The sequence below is a fragment of the Mesorhizobium sp. M7A.F.Ce.TU.012.03.2.1 genome, assembly GCF_004006095.1.
Classification (GTDB): Bacteria; Pseudomonadota; Alphaproteobacteria; order Rhizobiales; family Rhizobiaceae; genus Mesorhizobium.
The window spans coordinates 4,906,157-4,921,851 of record NZ_CP034779.1 but is presented as its reverse complement, the minus strand read 5'-3'; the positions used below and the strand labels follow the sequence as shown (position 1 = coordinate 4,921,851).

The following is a 15,695-nucleotide window of genomic DNA, read 5'->3' as shown; positions in this document are numbered from 1 at the left end:
GTCCTCGAAAACCCCTTGCATCTAGCGCGGGCCAAACGCCCGCCGTCGTGTGTCGGCCACCGGCCGAAGAATTTGGTGCGTTCGGTCGCGATTTCCGCGACCGAACGTCTTGTTTACTCGGCCGCGCCCCTATTCGGCAGCATCGGGCAGCCGGACAGGGTTGTCGTCGAGCTTGGTGTTCTCCAGCTCGACATTGAGGCCGAGAGACCGCATTTCCTTGACGAGAACGTTGAAGCTCTCGGGGATGCCGGCCTCGAAGGTATCGTCGCCACGCACGATCGCCTCGTAGACCTTGGTACGACCGGCGACGTCATCGGACTTCACCGTCAGCATTTCCTGCAGCGTGTAGGCGGCGCCGTATGCTTCCAGTGCCCAGACCTCCATCTCGCCGAAGCGCTGGCCACCGAACTGCGCCTTGCCGCCCAGCGGCTGCTGCGTGACGAGCGAATACGGACCGATCGAACGCGCGTGGATCTTGTCGTCCACGAGGTGGTGAAGCTTGAGCATGTAGATGTAGCCCATCGTCACCTTGCGATCGAACGGCTCGCCCGTGCGTCCGTCATAGAGCTGCGACTGACCTGATGTGTGCAGGCCCGCCTGCTCCAGCATGATGTTGATGTCAGCCTCATGCGCGCCGTCGAACACCGGGGTCGCGATCGAGACGCCGCGGCGCATCTGCTCGCTGAGGCGAACGATGCTCTCGTCGTCATAGTCACGAACCGGCTCGTTGCGGTCGTTGGCCGGGATGAAGCTCTCGAGCGTCTTGCGCAGCGGCTTGATGTCGCCGGCTGCCTTGTACGTGTCGATCAGCTCGCCGATCTTCCTGCCCATGCCCGCGCATGCCCAGCCCAGATGCGTTTCCAGGATCTGGCCGACATTCATGCGGCTCGGCACACCCAGCGGGTTGAGCACGATATCGGCATGCGTGCCGTCCTCGAGGAAAGGCATGTCCTCGACCGGAACGATCCGCGACACGACACCCTTGTTGCCGTGACGGCCGGCCATCTTGTCGCCGGGCTGCATCTTGCGCTTCACGGCCACGAAGACCTTGACCATCTTCATGACGCCCGGAGGCATTTCGTCGCCGCGCTGGACCTTCTCGACCTTGTCCATGAAACGCTGTTCGAGCGCCTTCTTGGAATCGTCGTACTGGCCACGCAGGGCTTCCAGTTCGCTCTGGAGCTTTTCGTTCTCCACGGCAAACTGCCACCACTGCGAACGCGGATACTCGTCGAGCGTATCCTTGGACAGCGTCGAGCCCTTCTTGAAGCCCTTCGGTCCGGCGATCGCTTCCTTGCCGACGAGCACGTCGGAAAGACGCGCGTAGACGTTACGGTCCAGAATGGCCTGTTCGTCGTCGCGGTCCTTGGCGAGGCGTTCGATCTCCTCGCGCTCGATCGCCATGGCGCGCTCGTCCTTCTCCACACCGTGGCGATTGAAGACGCGCACCTCGACGACCGTGCCGAAGGTGCCCGGAGGCATGCGCATCGAGGTGTCGCGCACATCGGATGCCTTTTCGCCGAAGATGGCGCGCAGAAGCTTCTCTTCCGGCGTCATCGGGCTTTCGCCCTTCGGCGTGATCTTGCCGACCAGGATGTCGCCCGGCTGAACTTCCGCACCGATATAGACGATGCCGGCTTCGTCGAGGTTCTTCAGCGCTTCTTCCGAGACGTTTGGAATATCGCGCGTGATTTCCTCCGGTCCGAGCTTGGTATCGCGCGCCATGACCTCGAACTCCTCGATATGGATCGAGGTGAAGACGTCATCGGCGACGATGCGTTCGGACAGGAGGATCGAGTCCTCGTAGTTGTAGCCGTTCCACGGCATGAACGCGACCAGCACGTTGCGGCCGAGCGCCAGATCACCGAGCTCGGTCGACGGACCGTCGGCGATGATGTCGCCCTTGTTGACCCGGTCACCCATACGAACCAGCGGACGCTGGTTGATGCAGGTGTTCTGGTTCGAACGCTGGAACTTCATCAGCCGGTAGATATCGACGCCGGACTTGCCCGGATCGAGATCTTCGGTGGCGCGGATAACGATACGCGTCGCGTCCACCTGGTCGACGATGCCGCCGCGGCGGGCGCCGATGGCGGCACCCGAGTCACGGGCGACGATCGGCTCCATGCCGGTGCCGACGAACGGCGCCTCGGCGCGCACCAGCGGCACGGCCTGACGCTGCATGTTCGAGCCCATCAGAGCGCGGTTGGCGTCGTCGTTTTCCAGGAACGGGATCAGGGCCGCGGCCACCGACACCATCTGCTTGGGCGACACGTCCATCAGATCGACGTTTTCGCGCGGCGCCATCATCACTTCGCCGGCGCTGCGGCAAATGACGAATTCGTCGACGAAACCACCGTTCTTGTCGAGCTCGGCGTTGGCCTGCGCGACATGGTGCTTGGCCTCTTCCATCGCCGAGAGATAGACGACGTCATTGGTCAGCTTGCCGTCGACGATCTTACGGTACGGGCTCTCGATGAAGCCGTACTTGTTGACGCGTGCGAAGGTGGCCAGCGAGTTGATCAGACCGATATTCGGGCCTTCCGGCGTCTCGATCGGGCAGATGCGGCCGTAATGCGTCGGGTGCACGTCGCGCACTTCGAAGCCGGCGCGCTCGCGGGTCAGACCGCCCGGTCCAAGCGCCGAGAGGCGGCGCTTGTGGGTGATCTCCGACAGCGGGTTGGTCTGGTCCATGAACTGCGACAGCTGCGAGGAACCGAAGAACTCGCGCACGGCGGCAGCCGCCGGCTTGGCGTTGATCAGGTCCTGCGGCATGACCGTGTCGATCTCGATCGAGGACATACGCTCCTTGATCGCGCGCTCCATGCGCAGCAGGCCGACGCGGTACTGGTTTTCCATCAGCTCGCCGACCGAACGCACGCGGCGGTTGCCGAGATTGTCGATGTCGTCGATCTCGCCCTTGCCGTCGCGCAGCTCGACCAGCGTCCTGACCACGGCCAGGATGTCGTCCTTGCGCAGCACGCGCACGGTGTCCTCGGCCTTGAGCTCGAGACGCATGTTCATCTTGACGCGGCCGACGGCCGACAGATCGTAGCGCTCACTGTCGAAGAACAGCGAGTTGAACATGGCTTCGGCGGTTTCGAGCGTCGGCGGCTCGCCGGGGCGCATGACACGATAGATGTCGAACAGCGCGTCCTGGCGGCTCTCGTTCTTGTCGACGTTGAGCGTGTTGCGGATATAGGCGCCGACATTGACGTGGTCGATGTCGAGAACCTTGATCTCGTCTTCGCCGGTGCCGAGCAGAACCTTCAGCGTCTTCTCGTCGATCTCGTCGCCGGCCTCGAGGAAGATCTCGCCGGTGGCGTAGTTGACGATGTCCTCGGCCAGATAGTTACCGAGCAGGTCCTCGTCGGTGGCCTTGATCGCCTTCAGACCCTTTTCGCCAAGCGCCCTCGCCTGGCGGGCGGTGATCTTCTTGCCGGCTTCGACGACGACTTCGCCGGTATCGGCATCGACCAGATCGCCGACGGCCTTGAGGCCGCGGAAACGCTCGACGTTGAACGGAATGCGCCAATGGTCGCCGGCGCGCTTGTAGGTGATCTTGTTGTAGAAGGTCGACAGGATCTCTTCGCCGTCCATACCGAGCGCCATCAGCAGCGACGTCACCGGAATCTTGCGGCGGCGATCGATGCGGGCGTGCACGACGTCCTTGGAATCGAACTCGATGTCGAGCCACGAGCCGCGATAGGGGATGACGCGCGCGGCAAACAGAAGCTTGCCCGACGAGTGCGACTTGCCCTTGTCATGGTCGAAGAAGACGCCCGGCGAGCGGTGCATCTGCGAGACGATGACGCGCTCGGTGCCGTTGACGATGAAGGTGCCGTTCAAGGTCATGAGCGGCATGTCGCCCATGTAGACGTCCTGCTCCTTGATGTCCTTGATGGACTTGGCGCCGGTATCCTCGTCGATATCGAACACGATGAGGCGCAGCGTCACCTTCAGCGGCGCGGCATAGGTGAGGTCGCGCTGACGGCATTCGTCAACGTCAAATTTCGGTCCTTCGAACTCGTACTTCACGAACTCCAGCATCGAGGAGCCGGAAAAATCGGAGATCGGGAAAACCGACTTGAAAACAGCCTGCAGTCCCTCGTCCGGACGCCCGCCCTTGGGCTCCGCCACCATCAGGAATTGATCATAGGATGCCTTCTGAACCTCGATGAGGTTCGGCATCTCCGCAACTTCCGGGATCTTTCCGAAGAACTTGCGTACGCGTCTGCGGCCATTGAAAGTCTGGGTCTGGGCCATCGTCGCTCCTTAGCTCTAAACTCGGGACGAGCCTCGCCGCGGCTCGCCTTGCATTCTGGGCCACCTTGGCGGCAACCCTCTGTCTGTTTTCCCGGCGCCTGTCGGCGGCCGGCTAGAACGGGAGAAAACCCGTTTCCTGAGGGCCGGTTTTCGGCCCTCAGGAAAGAGGTTCTCGTAGATCTCGCGTTACGCGTGCTCCCTCCGGGCGAAGGGAGTGGCGGACGGCGCGAGGCCGCCCGCCGCTTTCACGATTACTTCAGGTCGACCTTGGCGCCGGCTGCTTCCAGCTGGGCCTTGAACTTGTCAGCGTCGGCCTTGGAAACGCCTTCCTTGACCGGCTTCGGAGCCGCTTCGACCAGATCCTTGGCTTCCTTGAGGCCAAGACCGGTGATGGCGCGGACTTCCTTGATGACGTTGATCTTCTGAGCGCCTGCCTCGGTGAGGACGACGTCGAATTCCGTCTTTTCCTCGACCGGAGCAGCAGCGGCCGCACCACCGCCAGCGGCGGCAACAGCCACCGGAGCAGCGGCGGAAACGCCCCACTTTTCTTCCAGAAGCTTCGACAGCTCGGCCGCCTCGAGGACGGTCAGCTTCGAAAGGTCGTCTACGATCTTTGCGAGATCAGCCATTGTTGTGTTCCTTCATAAGGTTCGAACGTGTGTTTGTGATAGCGAGGAACGGCCTCATGCCGCCTCGTCCTTCCGGGCGTAAGCGCCGATGACGCGCGCGACCGAGGCCGCTGGCGCATTGACGATCTGGGCGATCCGGGTTGCCGGCGTGGCGATCATGCCAACCAGCCTGGCGCGCAGCTCATCGAGCGACGGAAGTGTGGCGAGTGCCTTCACACCGTCGGCATTGAGCGAGGTGGTGCCCATTGCGCCGCCGAGAATGACGAGCTTGTCATTTCCCTTGGCGAAATCGGACGCGACCTTCGGCGCCGCAATCGGATCCTCCGAATAAGCAATCAGCGTCTGTCCCTTGAACAGCTCGATGATCGATGCGGAGTCCGTGCCCTGAAGAGCGATTTTGGCGAGACGGTTCTTCGCGACTTTGACGGTGCCACCGGCGGCGCGCATTTTCGACCGAAGGTCGTTCATTTGCGCGACGGTGATACCGGCGTAGTGGGCCACGACCACTGAACCTGCGTTCGAGAACGCACCGTTCAGGCCCGTGACGAGTTCGCGTTTTTCCGCTCTGTCCACTGCCTATCTCCAGTTGACCCCAATCCTGTTAACGGGAACATCCCATTGACGAGGACAGGCGTCGGGTTGCCTTTTGTCGGCCGGGCCATCCAGTAACGGATCTCCCGAACGACGCTCGAGGATCCTGCCCCCTTTCGCCACATCGACAGTCAAGCCGGCGATGCGCAGACAAAAGGCAAACACGGTTCGAACCTTTCATTGGAGCAATCGCTCCGTTGTCCGGTCTTCACCCGTCTCATGCAGGCCCAAATCGAATTAAGGCTTCTGGGCCGCCTGCAATCTCGGACAGGATGTCCGGAAACCTCTCGGCTTCCGGTACCGGGCCGCCAACTAGGTCGGAGGCCCGGAATTCTTTGCAGATCAGCCGTTTACCGGCCGATCTCGATCAAAACTTATCAGGACGCGTTGAGCGTCGCGACGTCGAGCTTGAGGCCCGGGCCCATCGTCGAGGTGACCGACACCTTCTTGACGTAGTTGCCCTTGGCGCCAGTCGGCTTTGCCTTGGTCACCGCATCGGCGAAGGCGCGGATGTTCTCTTCCAGGGCCTTGACGTCGAACGAGACCTTGCCGACGCCGGCATGGACGATGCCAGCCTTCTCGACACGGAACTCGACGGCGCCGCCCTTGGATGCCTTGACGGCGGCGGCAACGTCGGTGGTGACGGTGCCGACCTTCGGGTTCGGCATCATGCCGCGCGGGCCGAGCACTTTGCCCAGACGACCGACGAGCGGCATCATGTCCGGCGTGGCGATGCAGCGATCAAAATCGATCGTGCCCTTCTGGACGATGTCGACCAGATCCTCGGCACCGACGATGTCGGCGCCGGCGGCGCGCGCTTCGTCGGCCTTGTCGCCACGGGCGAACACGGCGACACGCACCGAGCGGCCGGTGCCGTTCGGCAGGTTGACCACGCCGCGGACCATCTGGTCGGCATGGCGCGGGTCGACGCCGAGGTTCATGGCGACTTCGATGGTCTCATCGAACTTCACCGAGGAACGGTCCTTGAGCAGCTTCAGCGCATCGCCCAGGGCATAAGCCTTGTTGGGATCGATGCCTTCGCGGGTCTTCGATACGCGCTTTGCAATCTTTGCCATGATCTTAGCCCACCACTTCCAGACCCATCGAGCGGGCGGAGCCCTCGACCATGCGCATGGCCGCTTCGACGTCGTTTGCGTTCAGGTCTTTCATCTTCGCGGTGGCAATCTCGCGGACCTTGTCACGCGAAACCGTACCGGCCTTGACCTTGCCCGGCTCCTTGGAACCGGACGTCAGGTTCGCCGCCTTCTTCAGGAAGTAGCTCACCGGCGCCGTCTTCATGACGAAGGTGAAGGACTTGTCCTGATAGTAGGTGATGACGACCGGAACCGGCGATCCCTTTTCCATTTCCTGGGTCTGCGCGTTGAACGCCTTGCAGAATTCCATGATGTTGATGCCACGCTGACCAAGCGCCGGGCCGATCGGGGGAGACGGCGTCGCCGATCCCGCTTTCACCTGGAGCTTGAGCTGGCCTGCAATTTTCTTAGCCATCTCTTTTCCTGCCTTTGTCTATGCCGGTCATGCCGGCGGTTGCAGTCTGGTGGTGCGGTTCGCGCAGCCGGCTAAAGCCGCACTCGCCTCCCACCGTCTCAGGCCGCGCGCTTCCGCGCCGCCTCCCCTGATCGCCAAACCGGCGTCAGGGATTTCGGATCAGCCCTTTTCGACCTGTCCGAATTCCAGATCGACGGGCACGGCGCGCCCGAAGATCGAAACTTCCACCTTGAGCCGCGCACGCTCCTCATCCACTTCCTGGACGAAGCCGTTGAACGACGCGAAGGGACCATCCGAAACGCGGATCGCTTCGCCGATCTCGAACGTGACCGAGGGCTTGGGCCGCTCGACGCCTTCCTGGACCTGGTTGAGGATGCGCTGGGCTTCCGCCTCGGTGATCGGCACCGGCTTGGAGTCGCCCAGGAACCCGGTGACCTTGGGTGTGTTCTTGACCAGCGAGAACACCGCATCGGTCAGATTGGCCTTCAGCAGCACATAGCCCGGGAAGAACTTGCGCTCGGCATCGACCTTGCGGCCGCGGCGAACTTCGACGACCTTCTCGGTCGGAACCACGATCTGGTGGATGTCGGCGGACAGGCCCTTCTGCTTGGCCTTGTTCTCGATATCCTCGGCGACCTTCTTTTCAAAGTTCGAATAAGCGTGGACGATGTACCAGCGCGCGGTCATTTCAAGACTTCTCCGTAATCGCCGGACTTAGCGTCCGATGCCCAGAATCTGTTCGACCGCAAGGCCCATGAGCTGATCGGCGGTGAAGAAAAAGATCATCGCGATCACTGCGAAGGCCAGAACCATCACCGTCGAGATCATCGTTTCGCGTCGCGACGGCCAAGTCACCTTGGCGGTCTCCGCGCGAACCTGCTGGAGAAAGACGAAAGGATTTGTGGTTTTCGAAGCCATATGCCGCTCTGTCTTCAAGACCCGTTGGCCGGGTCTCCTGGATGATCCCGCTGGCCGGGACGTGCCGCCTGAGCCCAATCTCGCGCCGAATCAGCGCAATCATTTCGCCCATGCAAATCAGACGCGTAAAGCCGGTTTCCCAGCTCCACGCGTCGCGTGTCTGTTTCGTCTACATAAAACCGATTCTTGATCCACGCAAGTGGCAAGTCTCCGCTTTATGACCAAACACCGCCTCGGAACCATCCAGTCGTTCCGTCCCGGCTATGGCGCTCTTATGCCCCAATCGACCCTATATGGCAAGCGGGTCGCCGATTTTCAAAGGCCAGACCATGGAAATATCGCTTTGAAACGCCATTTCGAAATGGCGAAACATTGCGTTGAATGCCATTCCAGGAAATGGCACGGGCAGCAGGGCTCGAACCTACGACCTGCGGTTTTGGAGACCGCCGCTCTACCAACTGAGCTATGCCCGTATCGTGCGCATGTCGGCGCAGAAGGCGCTTCCTAAAAGCTTCCGCACGCTCTGTAAAGAGCGGTTTGCAAGCAAACGCGCCTTAATCCCCTGCGCCAGAAATCGGGATGGCTGACAACCAGTCCGTTCGCAACGACATAGCAGCCGAAGCTACTTCGTACCCGGTGGCCGATAGGGGCCGCCCGGCACGCCCCAGCCCCAGGCCGGCATCGGTTCCGTCTGCGGATCGCAGGTCTCGCCGAGATTGGAGTTCATCTTGGCCAGACGCGATCCCCATTCGACATAGCCCATGAAGGCCGAACGGAATTCCGGATCGTCGGGCAGGCCGACCGCGTCGGCTGCATCGGCCAGGAGGCTGATCCAGCGGCGGCGCTGCTCCTCGCTCAGATGCTTGCCCAGATGGTGCATGACCATCTCGCGGTGGCCGCCGAACTGCTCGCTGTAGGTTTTCGGTCCGCCGAAAACCTCGCCGATGAAGGCCGCGACGTGGGCGGGGTGATCCGGCGACATGGTCTTGAACACCGGCCCGACGATCGAATCCTGCGCCACCTTGTCGTAGAAAGTCTGGGTCAGCCGGTTCAGGGCCTCGCTGCCGCCGGCCCATTCGTAGAGTGTCGGGATATCCTGGCTCATTCTCGATCCTCCGCTGCCTGGCGCCGCCAGCAGCGACGATAGCGGAACAATCGGAAGTGTCTCAACCTGCCTCGATGGCCAGTTCGTGACTTCGCCGCGGTCTACAATTTGGCCGGCGCATCAGCCTCGGCATTGGCGGAAGGCCGGATCCGGCAATTCTCGGGTCTTGGCACCGCCTCGCAAATGGTGGCACCGGTCAGCGCGTCGACCGATTGCAGGCCGGTCGTCAGGCCGACCTTCAGCATCATGCCGGGTTCCAGCCGGCGCTCGACCGAGCGCCGCTCGATCGCCGCGAACAGGGCGGGACCGATCGCCATCTCCTCGAGATAGGCCTTGACCATCTGCTTTTGCCCCATCGGGTAAAGGCTAAGCCGCGCCTGGGGACCGACAAACCGCCTGATGCCGCCGGCAAGCATCAGCGCGCAGGCCGAATCGCACTCCACGCCGGCATCGATGCTCAGCCCGGCATAGGCGCCCTCTTTGGCCAGGCAATTCCACGCTCCTGGGTCACAGCCGACGAAATCGGTGCGGCCAACGGCGACGTCGAGCTTCTTTTCATGGATAAGCCGTCCTGCCGCCAGGGCGCTGAGCAGGTCGCCTCCCCTCGAACTGATCACGACAGGCAGTTGCCGTTTGCCGAGCATGGCGAGCAGCTGGCGCAGCTTCTGCGGGGTCCGGGGGGGTGATCGCACCTTCCGCCGAAATCCATTCCGGGCAGTCTGGATTGCAGAGTGGATTGGTGCCGCGAACGACGACGAAGCGCATGTCTTCATCGCGCCGCGCCGCCTCGGGTTCGATCGCCGGCGGCGTTGGCTTGGCCGCGGTCGCCGTCAGGCCATCAGGCTTGTTGCCCGGCACCTCCCGGCAATTCGCGGCCAGGCGGCCGGGCTCGCACAGGCTTGCCGCTGTCAACAGGCCCACAGCGTCCGTGCTGGTGACCAGCTTCATCGCCAGCATGTCGTCGAGGGCGATCTGGTGGATTTCGCTGGCCGGGGTGCCCTTCATCGTTTCGAGCATGCTTTGTTCGATGCCCATCTGTTTCAGGTAGGCCGCCAGCTTTTTCTCAACCGCCTTGCTCATCTCGTAGGTCTTGTAGCTGCCGGCGTTCTTGCGGCTGACGATCTTTGTGTTGAGGATCTTCTTCTTGCCCCCCACGACGCGATAGGTGGTCCGGTATTGCAATTTCGTACGAATGTAGGTCGTGGTGATCTGATGGACGCCGAGATAGGCCCATTCGCCGGCCACCCGCCTGATACCGCCGGCAAACATCAGAGGGCAGGCGGAATTGCACATGGCGCCATAGTCGATGACATCGCCGAAGTAGCGGGCGTCACGGTCCTGGCACCCCTTCGCACCGGGCTGGCAGCTGGAAAACACCGTCTTGCCGATGGCGATATCGAACTTGTTCTTGCGGATCAGCCGGCCAAGCGTCAGCGCCGCCTCGACATTGCCGCCGGGAGAATCGACGACAACAGGCAGTTTCCGGCCGCCAAGCGTCTTCAGCATGCGTTTGAAGAGTGCCGGCGTGCCGGCTTCTATCGAGCCCTCGGCCGATATCCATTCCGGGCAGATCGGCTCGCACCCCGGTGCGTTGCTGCGAACGATGCCGAACCGCATCGTCGGCCCAAGATCCGGCGCCGCATCCGCCGCAAAGGCTGCCGGGCCTGCGGCAAGCAATGCGAGCAGCCAGGTCAGAGCCAGCGGCCACAATGCCCGACGATGGAAAAACCGCCTTGGAACCATTTGAAAAAAGCCCCTCGATGCAACCTATACTAGTCGAGGCCCGGAGCCTTGCAACAGGGTTCGGCCGACTGGGCCGCAACCGATAGCCCCGCAAAAGAAAAGGGCGGCCCGAAGACCGCCCTTTTCTTGTCGATCCGGCGAATGCCGGGCTCGATTATTCCTTGATGGTGACGACGATGCCGGCACCGACGGTGCGGCCGCCTTCACGGATAGCGAAGCGCAGCTTCTCTTCCATGGCGATCGGCACGATCAGCTCGACGGTTGTTGGCGCAAATCAGCACCATGGGCAAAAATGTAGCATAGCTGCACTCACCGGTCAAGGAAATAATTCCTATAATGGCATCGCCTAGGGGACCCGCCGCCTGGGGCTTTGACCGGACCGGCAAAAATGCTACGAGCCCGGCAGCGAATTTCCGGGGCAATAACCGACATGGATGCAAGGCAGTTGAAGGTCGAAGCCGCGCGGGCAGCACTTGCCCATGTGAGTGACGGCATGCGGCTCGGCATCGGCACCGGCACAACGGCCGAGGAGTTCGTGCGGCTGCTCGCCGAAAAGGTCGCCACCGGCATGACCGTCATCGGCGTGCCGACTTCGGAGCGCACCGCGTTGCTGTGCCGCGAGCTTGGCGTGCCGCTGTCGACGCTGGAGGAAACGCCAGAGCTCGATCTCACCGTCGACGGCGCCGACGAAGTCGACCCGGAACTGACCCTGGTCAAGGGCGGCGGCGGCGCGCTGCTGCGCGAGAAGATCGTCGCCGCGGCGTCCCAGCGCATGATCGTCATCGCCGACCGCTCCAAGATGGTCGAGACGCTCGGCCGTTTTCCGCTGCCGATCGAAGTCAATCCGTTCGGCCTGCGCGCCACTGAAATCGCGGTTGCCGCAGCGGCTGAAAAGCTCGGTCTTTCCGGGCCGGTCACATTGAGGATGACGGGCGGCCAGGCTTTTGTTACAGACGGCGGCCATTTTATCCTCGATGCATCTTTTGGCCGCATTCCGGATACAAGAGCGCTTTCGAATGCTCTGCACGCCATTCCGGGCGTGGTCGAGCATGGTCTTTTCATCGGGCTGGCTTCAGCGGCCATCATCGCCGGCGGCGACGGCATCCAAACCGTCCATGCCGCCCGAAAACCAGGGAGTTCTACCGATCATGACGTTGCATAACCGGGTTCGCAGCCTTTCCGTCCTTCTGGCGGCCTCGGCCGTTTTCGCCTTTTCTTCGCCGGCGTTTTCGCAGGATGTCACGGAATCGCACCTGAAGGCCGCCCGCGCGGCGGTCGCTGCGATCCACGCGACCGACCCGTTCGACAACATCCTGCCGCAGGCAGCCGCAGCGCTCGAATCGCAGCTGATCCAGAAGAACCCGGACATGCAGGAACTGATCGGCAAGACGATCAGCGAGAAGGCGCTGGCGCTGGCCTCGCGCCGCGCCGACCTCGAGAAGGAAGCCGCACTTGCCTACGCAAAAGTGTTCTCCGAAAAGGAACTGACCGACATCGCCGCCTTCTACAATTCCGATTCGGGCAAGAAGCTGCTCGATAGCGGCCCGACGGTGACCCGCGAACTGGTCAAGGCAGCCGACATCTGGCAGAACGGCCTCGGCCGCGATCTCGCCCAGCAGGTCGGCGAAACGCTGGCCGCAGCCGCCAAGGCAAAGGCGCAGGCTGCACCTGCCGCGCCCGCCGCCGGAGCCGCCGCTCCGGCCGATGGCGCAGCGCCCGCCGATGGCGCGGCCCCCGCGGACAACAACTGACCCCGCATTTTCAAATGGCCTTGCGGCCTCCCGCGAAGCCCGGCCTGTCCGGGCTTTTCTTTTGACGGTTTGCGGCCTACCTGTCTGACACATTTCTGAAGCCTGGGAGCCGCGTCATGGCTGGTTACGACTACGATCTTTTCGTCATCGGCGGCGGTTCGGGCGGGGTAAGGGCGGCGCGTGTCGCCGCGGCTCTCGGCAAGCGAGTCGGCATCGCCGAGGAATATCGCTATGGCGGCACCTGCGTCATCCGCGGCTGCGTGCCAAAAAAGCTCTATGTCTATGCCTCGCAATTTCCCGAGCATTTCGCCGACGCCGCCGGCTATGGCTGGACGGTGCCGGAAGCCAGTTTCGACTGGCAGACGCTGGTCGCCAACAAGGATCGCGAGATCAGCCGGCTGGAGGCCATCTACGTCAGGAACGTCGAGGGCGCCGGCGGCGAGACCTTCCACTCGCGCGCCATGATCGTCGATCCGCATGTCGTGCATCTTCTGGGTGAGGATCGCACCATCACGGCAGACCAGATCCTGATCGCCACCGGCGGCCGCCCGGCGGCGCATCCGGCGCTGCCCGGCCATGAACATTGCATCTTTTCCAACGAGGCTTTCGACCTCACGGAATTGCCCAAGGCGATCATGATCGAGGGCGGCGGTTATATCGCCGTCGAGTTCGCCAACATCTTTCACGGTCTCGGCGTCGACACCACGCTGGTCTATCGCGGCAAGGAGATCCTGAGCCGGTTCGACATGGACCTGCGGCGCATGCTGCACGAGACGATGGAAAAAAAGGGGATAAGGATCCTCTGCCATTCCGTGTCCGAATGGATCCGCAAGCGGCCGGACGGCCGGCTCGACGCGCTCGTCAGCGGCGGCGAGGTGCTGACCGTCGACCAGGTGATGCTGGCCATCGGCCGCATTCCCAACACCGAGAATATGGGCCTGGAAGGCATCGGACTGGAGATGACCAAGACCGGCGCCATCGCCGTCGACCAATATTCCCGCACCAACATCGACAACGTCTGGGCGATCGGCGACGTCACCAACCGCGTGCAGCTGACGCCGGTGGCGATCCATGAGGCGATGTGCTTCATCGAAACCGCCTTCAAGGGAAATCCGACCGCGCCCGATCACGAGACGATCGCGACCGCTGTCTTTTCACAGCCGGAGATCGGCACTGTCGGATTGTCGGAGGACGACGCCGTCAAGCGCTTCCCCGACATCGAGATTTACCGCGCGACATTCCGGCCGATGCGGCACACGCTGTCCGGGCGCGACGAGAAGATGCTGATAAAGCTGGTGGTCGATGGCGCGTCGAAGAAAGTGCTTGGCGCCCACATATTGGGGCCGGACGCCGGCGAGATGGCGCAGCTGCTCGGCATCCCGCTGAAGGCCGGCCTCACCAAGGACGATTTCGACCGTACGATGGCCGTGCATCCGACAGCGGCGGAAGAACTGGTCACCATGTACAAGCCGACCTATCGCGTGAAGGACGGCGCGCGCGTCGATTGACGGCAAATCCGGGTTGAGGAACTCCGCCGCGGCAAGGTCATGCCACGGCGGAGATAGTCGCTACAGCAGCGTGCCGCGCAGGATCACCAGCGCCACCGAAAAGTAGATCACCAGCCCGGTGACATCGACCAGCGTGGCGACCAACGGCGCCGATGCGCTGGCAGGGTCGAAGCCGATACGTTTCAAGGCGAACGGCAGCATCGACCCCGACAGCGAACCGAAGGTGACGATGCCGACCAGTGCAGCACCCACCGTGGTGGCAATCAGCGGCCAGTGCGGGCCATAATCGTAGAAGCCCATATATTGCCACAGCGCGATGCGGCAGACGCCGACCACGCCGAGCATGGCGCCCAGCACCAGGCCGGTGGGCAGCTCACGCAGCGCCACCCGCCACCAGTCGCCAAGACCGATCTCGCGCAGCGCCAGCGCGCGGATGACCAGCGAGGTCGCCTGCGAGCCGGAATTGCCGCCGGAGCTCATGATCAGCGGGATGAACAGCGTCAGCACGATCGCCTTCTCCAGCTCGCCCTCATAGCTCTGCATGGCGTTGGCCGTCAGCATCTCCGAGATGAACAGCGCGCACAGCCAGCCGCCGCGTTTCCTGATCATGGCGCGGAAGCTCATCTTCATGTACGGCTCGTCCAGCGCCTCCATGCCGCCGAAACGGTGCGCGTCCTCGGTCGTCTCCGCGACCATCGTGTCGATGATGTCGTCGATGGTGACGATGCCTAGGATCTTGCCATGGTCGACGACCGGAAGGGCGAGCAGATCGTATTTGGAAATCGTCTGCGCCAGGGTTTCGCGATCGGTCAGCGGGCCGACCGTCACCGGAAGGTGATCCGGCGCCACCGTCATGATCGGATCGTCAGGCTCACCGGTGATCAGCCGGCGCAGGCCCGTCGAGCGCACAAGCAGGTGCGTCTGCGGATCGACGATATAGATCGCGTAGACGGTCTCGCGCGTCCGCTCGACCTTGCGGATGTAGTCGAGCGTCTGCCCGACGGTCCAGTCCGACGGCACGCTGACGAACTCCGTCGTCATGATCGATGCGGCGCTGCCTTCGGGATAGCCGAGGATGGAGAGCAGCGTTGCGCGCAGCGGCGGCGCAAGCCCGCCAAGCAGCTCGGAACGGGCCGGCTCTTCCAGCTCGCGCAGGATGTCGGCGGCGCGGTCGACCGACATGGCGATGAGCAGCTTGCCCGCCTTGGCGCGCGGCAGCGCCTCCATGAGTTCGGACGCGCCGTCGAGTTCCGGCTGGTCGAAGATCTCGACCAGACGTTCGAACGTCACTTCATAGAGCAGTTCCGTCGCGTTCTCTCGAGGCTCCCTGTTCAGGGCCTCGACAATGTCGGCGACGTGATCATTGGCTAGGATACGGGCAATCGCGACGGCTTCGTCGCTTGCCACCGTGGTAAATTCGTTCATGGCTCACTCCTTGCCGTCCGGCAGGACATGAACCATGTGAGGTCACGTCAGGGCGGACGGCTGTTGCGTTCGACTGTGACTGTCGCCAGGCATGGCGCGGTGACCTTTCCGCTTGCGGGTTCGCGTTTTTACTATCTACAAGCGGGCGCAACATAGGAGCGCGCCTTGCCGTGTCAATCGCGGTGAGGAGGGAAAATGCCGACGAGCGGCCAAGATCGCGAGACTGTGATCGCCGGCCGCCGTTCGCCTC

12 protein-coding genes, 1 tRNA gene and 2 pseudogenes are annotated in these 15,695 nt (G+C 62.7%); 3 read left to right on the top strand and 12 right to left on the bottom strand.

Annotated elements, in window-relative coordinates:
• Positions 1–129 precede the first annotated feature (129 nt).
• From rpoB to EJ079_RS24270, 11 genes and pseudogenes are all read right to left on the bottom strand, one after another.
• On the bottom strand, positions 130–4,266 hold the full coding sequence (rpoB, locus tag EJ079_RS24320) for a DNA-directed RNA polymerase subunit beta (RefSeq protein WP_127295769.1): 4,137 nt from the start codon (positions 4,264–4,266) through the stop codon (positions 130–132).
• A 251-nt stretch (positions 4,267–4,517) separates the two neighbouring features.
• A complete protein-coding gene (gene rplL / locus EJ079_RS24315) occupies positions 4,518–4,895 on the bottom strand; it encodes a 50S ribosomal protein L7/L12 (RefSeq protein ID WP_023762907.1) in 378 nt (125 codons plus the stop codon).
• Positions 4,896–4,949: 54 nt separating this feature from the next.
• The gene (gene rplJ / locus EJ079_RS24310; RefSeq protein WP_013531412.1) at positions 4,950–5,468 is read right to left on the bottom strand and encodes a 50S ribosomal protein L10; all 519 of its coding nucleotides are present in this window, start codon (positions 5,466–5,468) and stop codon (positions 4,950–4,952) included.
• A gap of 395 nt (positions 5,469–5,863) precedes the next feature.
• Positions 5,864–6,562 carry a 50S ribosomal protein L1 gene (rplA, locus tag EJ079_RS24305; protein ID WP_013531411.1) on the bottom strand — a complete coding sequence of 233 codons (699 nt, stop codon included), beginning with the start codon at positions 6,560–6,562 and terminating at the stop codon, positions 5,864–5,866.
• Between the two features lie 4 nt (positions 6,563–6,566).
• The gene (rplK, locus tag EJ079_RS24300; protein WP_013531410.1) at positions 6,567–6,995 is read right to left on the bottom strand and encodes a 50S ribosomal protein L11; all 429 of its coding nucleotides are present in this window, start codon (positions 6,993–6,995) and stop codon (positions 6,567–6,569) included.
• Between the two features lie 159 nt (positions 6,996–7,154).
• A complete protein-coding gene (gene nusG / locus EJ079_RS24295) occupies positions 7,155–7,682 on the bottom strand; it encodes a transcription termination/antitermination protein NusG (RefSeq protein ID WP_013531409.1) in 528 nt (175 codons plus the stop codon).
• Positions 7,683–7,709: 27 nt separating this feature from the next.
• Positions 7,710–7,913, bottom strand: coding sequence for a preprotein translocase subunit SecE (secE, locus tag EJ079_RS24290; protein ID WP_013531408.1), 204 nt, complete (start codon positions 7,911–7,913; stop codon positions 7,710–7,712).
• 397 nt (positions 7,914–8,310) lie between these two features.
• Positions 8,311–8,386: transfer RNA gene (locus EJ079_RS24285), tRNA-Trp, on the bottom strand.
• A gap of 149 nt (positions 8,387–8,535) precedes the next feature.
• Positions 8,536–9,018 (bottom strand): group II truncated hemoglobin, encoded by a 483-nt coding sequence (locus EJ079_RS24280; RefSeq protein WP_127810384.1) that lies wholly within the window; start codon positions 9,016–9,018, stop codon positions 8,536–8,538.
• A 101-nt stretch (positions 9,019–9,119) separates the two neighbouring features.
• A pseudogene (locus EJ079_RS24275) lies at positions 9,120–10,761 on the bottom strand (hypothetical protein).
• Between the two features lie 154 nt (positions 10,762–10,915).
• Positions 10,916–11,020, bottom strand: a pseudogene (locus EJ079_RS24270) (elongation factor Tu); the annotation flags it as partial.
• Positions 11,021–11,191: 171 nt separating this feature from the next.
• Between EJ079_RS24270 and rpiA the strand changes: the two are divergent.
• The 3 genes from rpiA (at position 11,192) to gor (ending at position 14,020) form a co-directional block, all read left to right on the top strand.
• A complete protein-coding gene (gene rpiA, locus EJ079_RS24265) occupies positions 11,192–11,923 on the top strand; it encodes a ribose-5-phosphate isomerase RpiA (protein WP_027036598.1) in 732 nt (243 codons plus the stop codon).
• The gene (locus EJ079_RS24260; protein ID WP_127318742.1) at positions 11,910–12,512 is read left to right on the top strand and encodes a DUF2059 domain-containing protein; all 603 of its coding nucleotides are present in this window, start codon (positions 11,910–11,912) and stop codon (positions 12,510–12,512) included. The genes rpiA and EJ079_RS24260 overlap by 14 nt, the downstream gene beginning before the upstream one ends.
• A gap of 116 nt (positions 12,513–12,628) precedes the next feature.
• Entirely contained in the window at positions 12,629–14,020 is a 1,392-nt protein-coding gene (gor, locus tag EJ079_RS24255; protein ID WP_127810383.1) for a glutathione-disulfide reductase, read from the top strand.
• A 60-nt stretch (positions 14,021–14,080) separates the two neighbouring features.
• On the opposite strand, the gene mgtE is transcribed toward gor, so the two are convergent.
• A complete protein-coding gene (gene mgtE, locus EJ079_RS24250) occupies positions 14,081–15,445 on the bottom strand; it encodes a magnesium transporter (protein WP_127810382.1) in 1,365 nt (454 codons plus the stop codon).
• Between the last annotated feature and the right edge of the window lie 250 nt (positions 15,446–15,695).

Excerpts from the sequence above, each read along its gene's own strand:
- rpoB (WP_127295769.1), bottom strand. The coding sequence starts at position 4,266 with ATGGCCCAGACCCAGACTTTCAATGGCCGCAGACGCGTACGCAAGTTC.
- rplL (WP_023762907.1), bottom strand. The coding sequence starts at position 4,895 with ATGGCTGATCTCGCAAAGATCGTAGACGACCTTTCGAAGCTGACCGTC.
- rplA (WP_013531411.1), bottom strand. The coding sequence starts at position 6,562 with ATGGCAAAGATTGCAAAGCGCGTATCGAAGACCCGCGAAGGCATCGAT.
- rplK (WP_013531410.1), bottom strand. The coding sequence starts at position 6,995 with ATGGCTAAGAAAATTGCAGGCCAGCTCAAGCTCCAGGTGAAAGCGGGA.
- nusG (WP_013531409.1), bottom strand. The coding sequence starts at position 7,682 with ATGACCGCGCGCTGGTACATCGTCCACGCTTATTCGAACTTTGAAAAG.
- secE (WP_013531408.1), bottom strand. The coding sequence starts at position 7,913 with ATGGCTTCGAAAACCACAAATCCTTTCGTCTTTCTCCAGCAGGTTCGC.
- EJ079_RS24280 (WP_127810384.1), bottom strand. The coding sequence starts at position 9,018 with ATGAGCCAGGATATCCCGACACTCTACGAATGGGCCGGCGGCAGCGAG.
- rpiA (WP_027036598.1), top strand. The coding sequence starts at position 11,192 with ATGGATGCAAGGCAGTTGAAGGTCGAAGCCGCGCGGGCAGCACTTGCC.
- EJ079_RS24260 (WP_127318742.1), top strand. The coding sequence starts at position 11,910 with ATGACGTTGCATAACCGGGTTCGCAGCCTTTCCGTCCTTCTGGCGGCC.
- gor (WP_127810383.1), top strand. The coding sequence starts at position 12,629 with ATGGCTGGTTACGACTACGATCTTTTCGTCATCGGCGGCGGTTCGGGC.
- mgtE (WP_127810382.1), bottom strand. The coding sequence starts at position 15,445 with ATGAACGAATTTACCACGGTGGCAAGCGACGAAGCCGTCGCGATTGCC.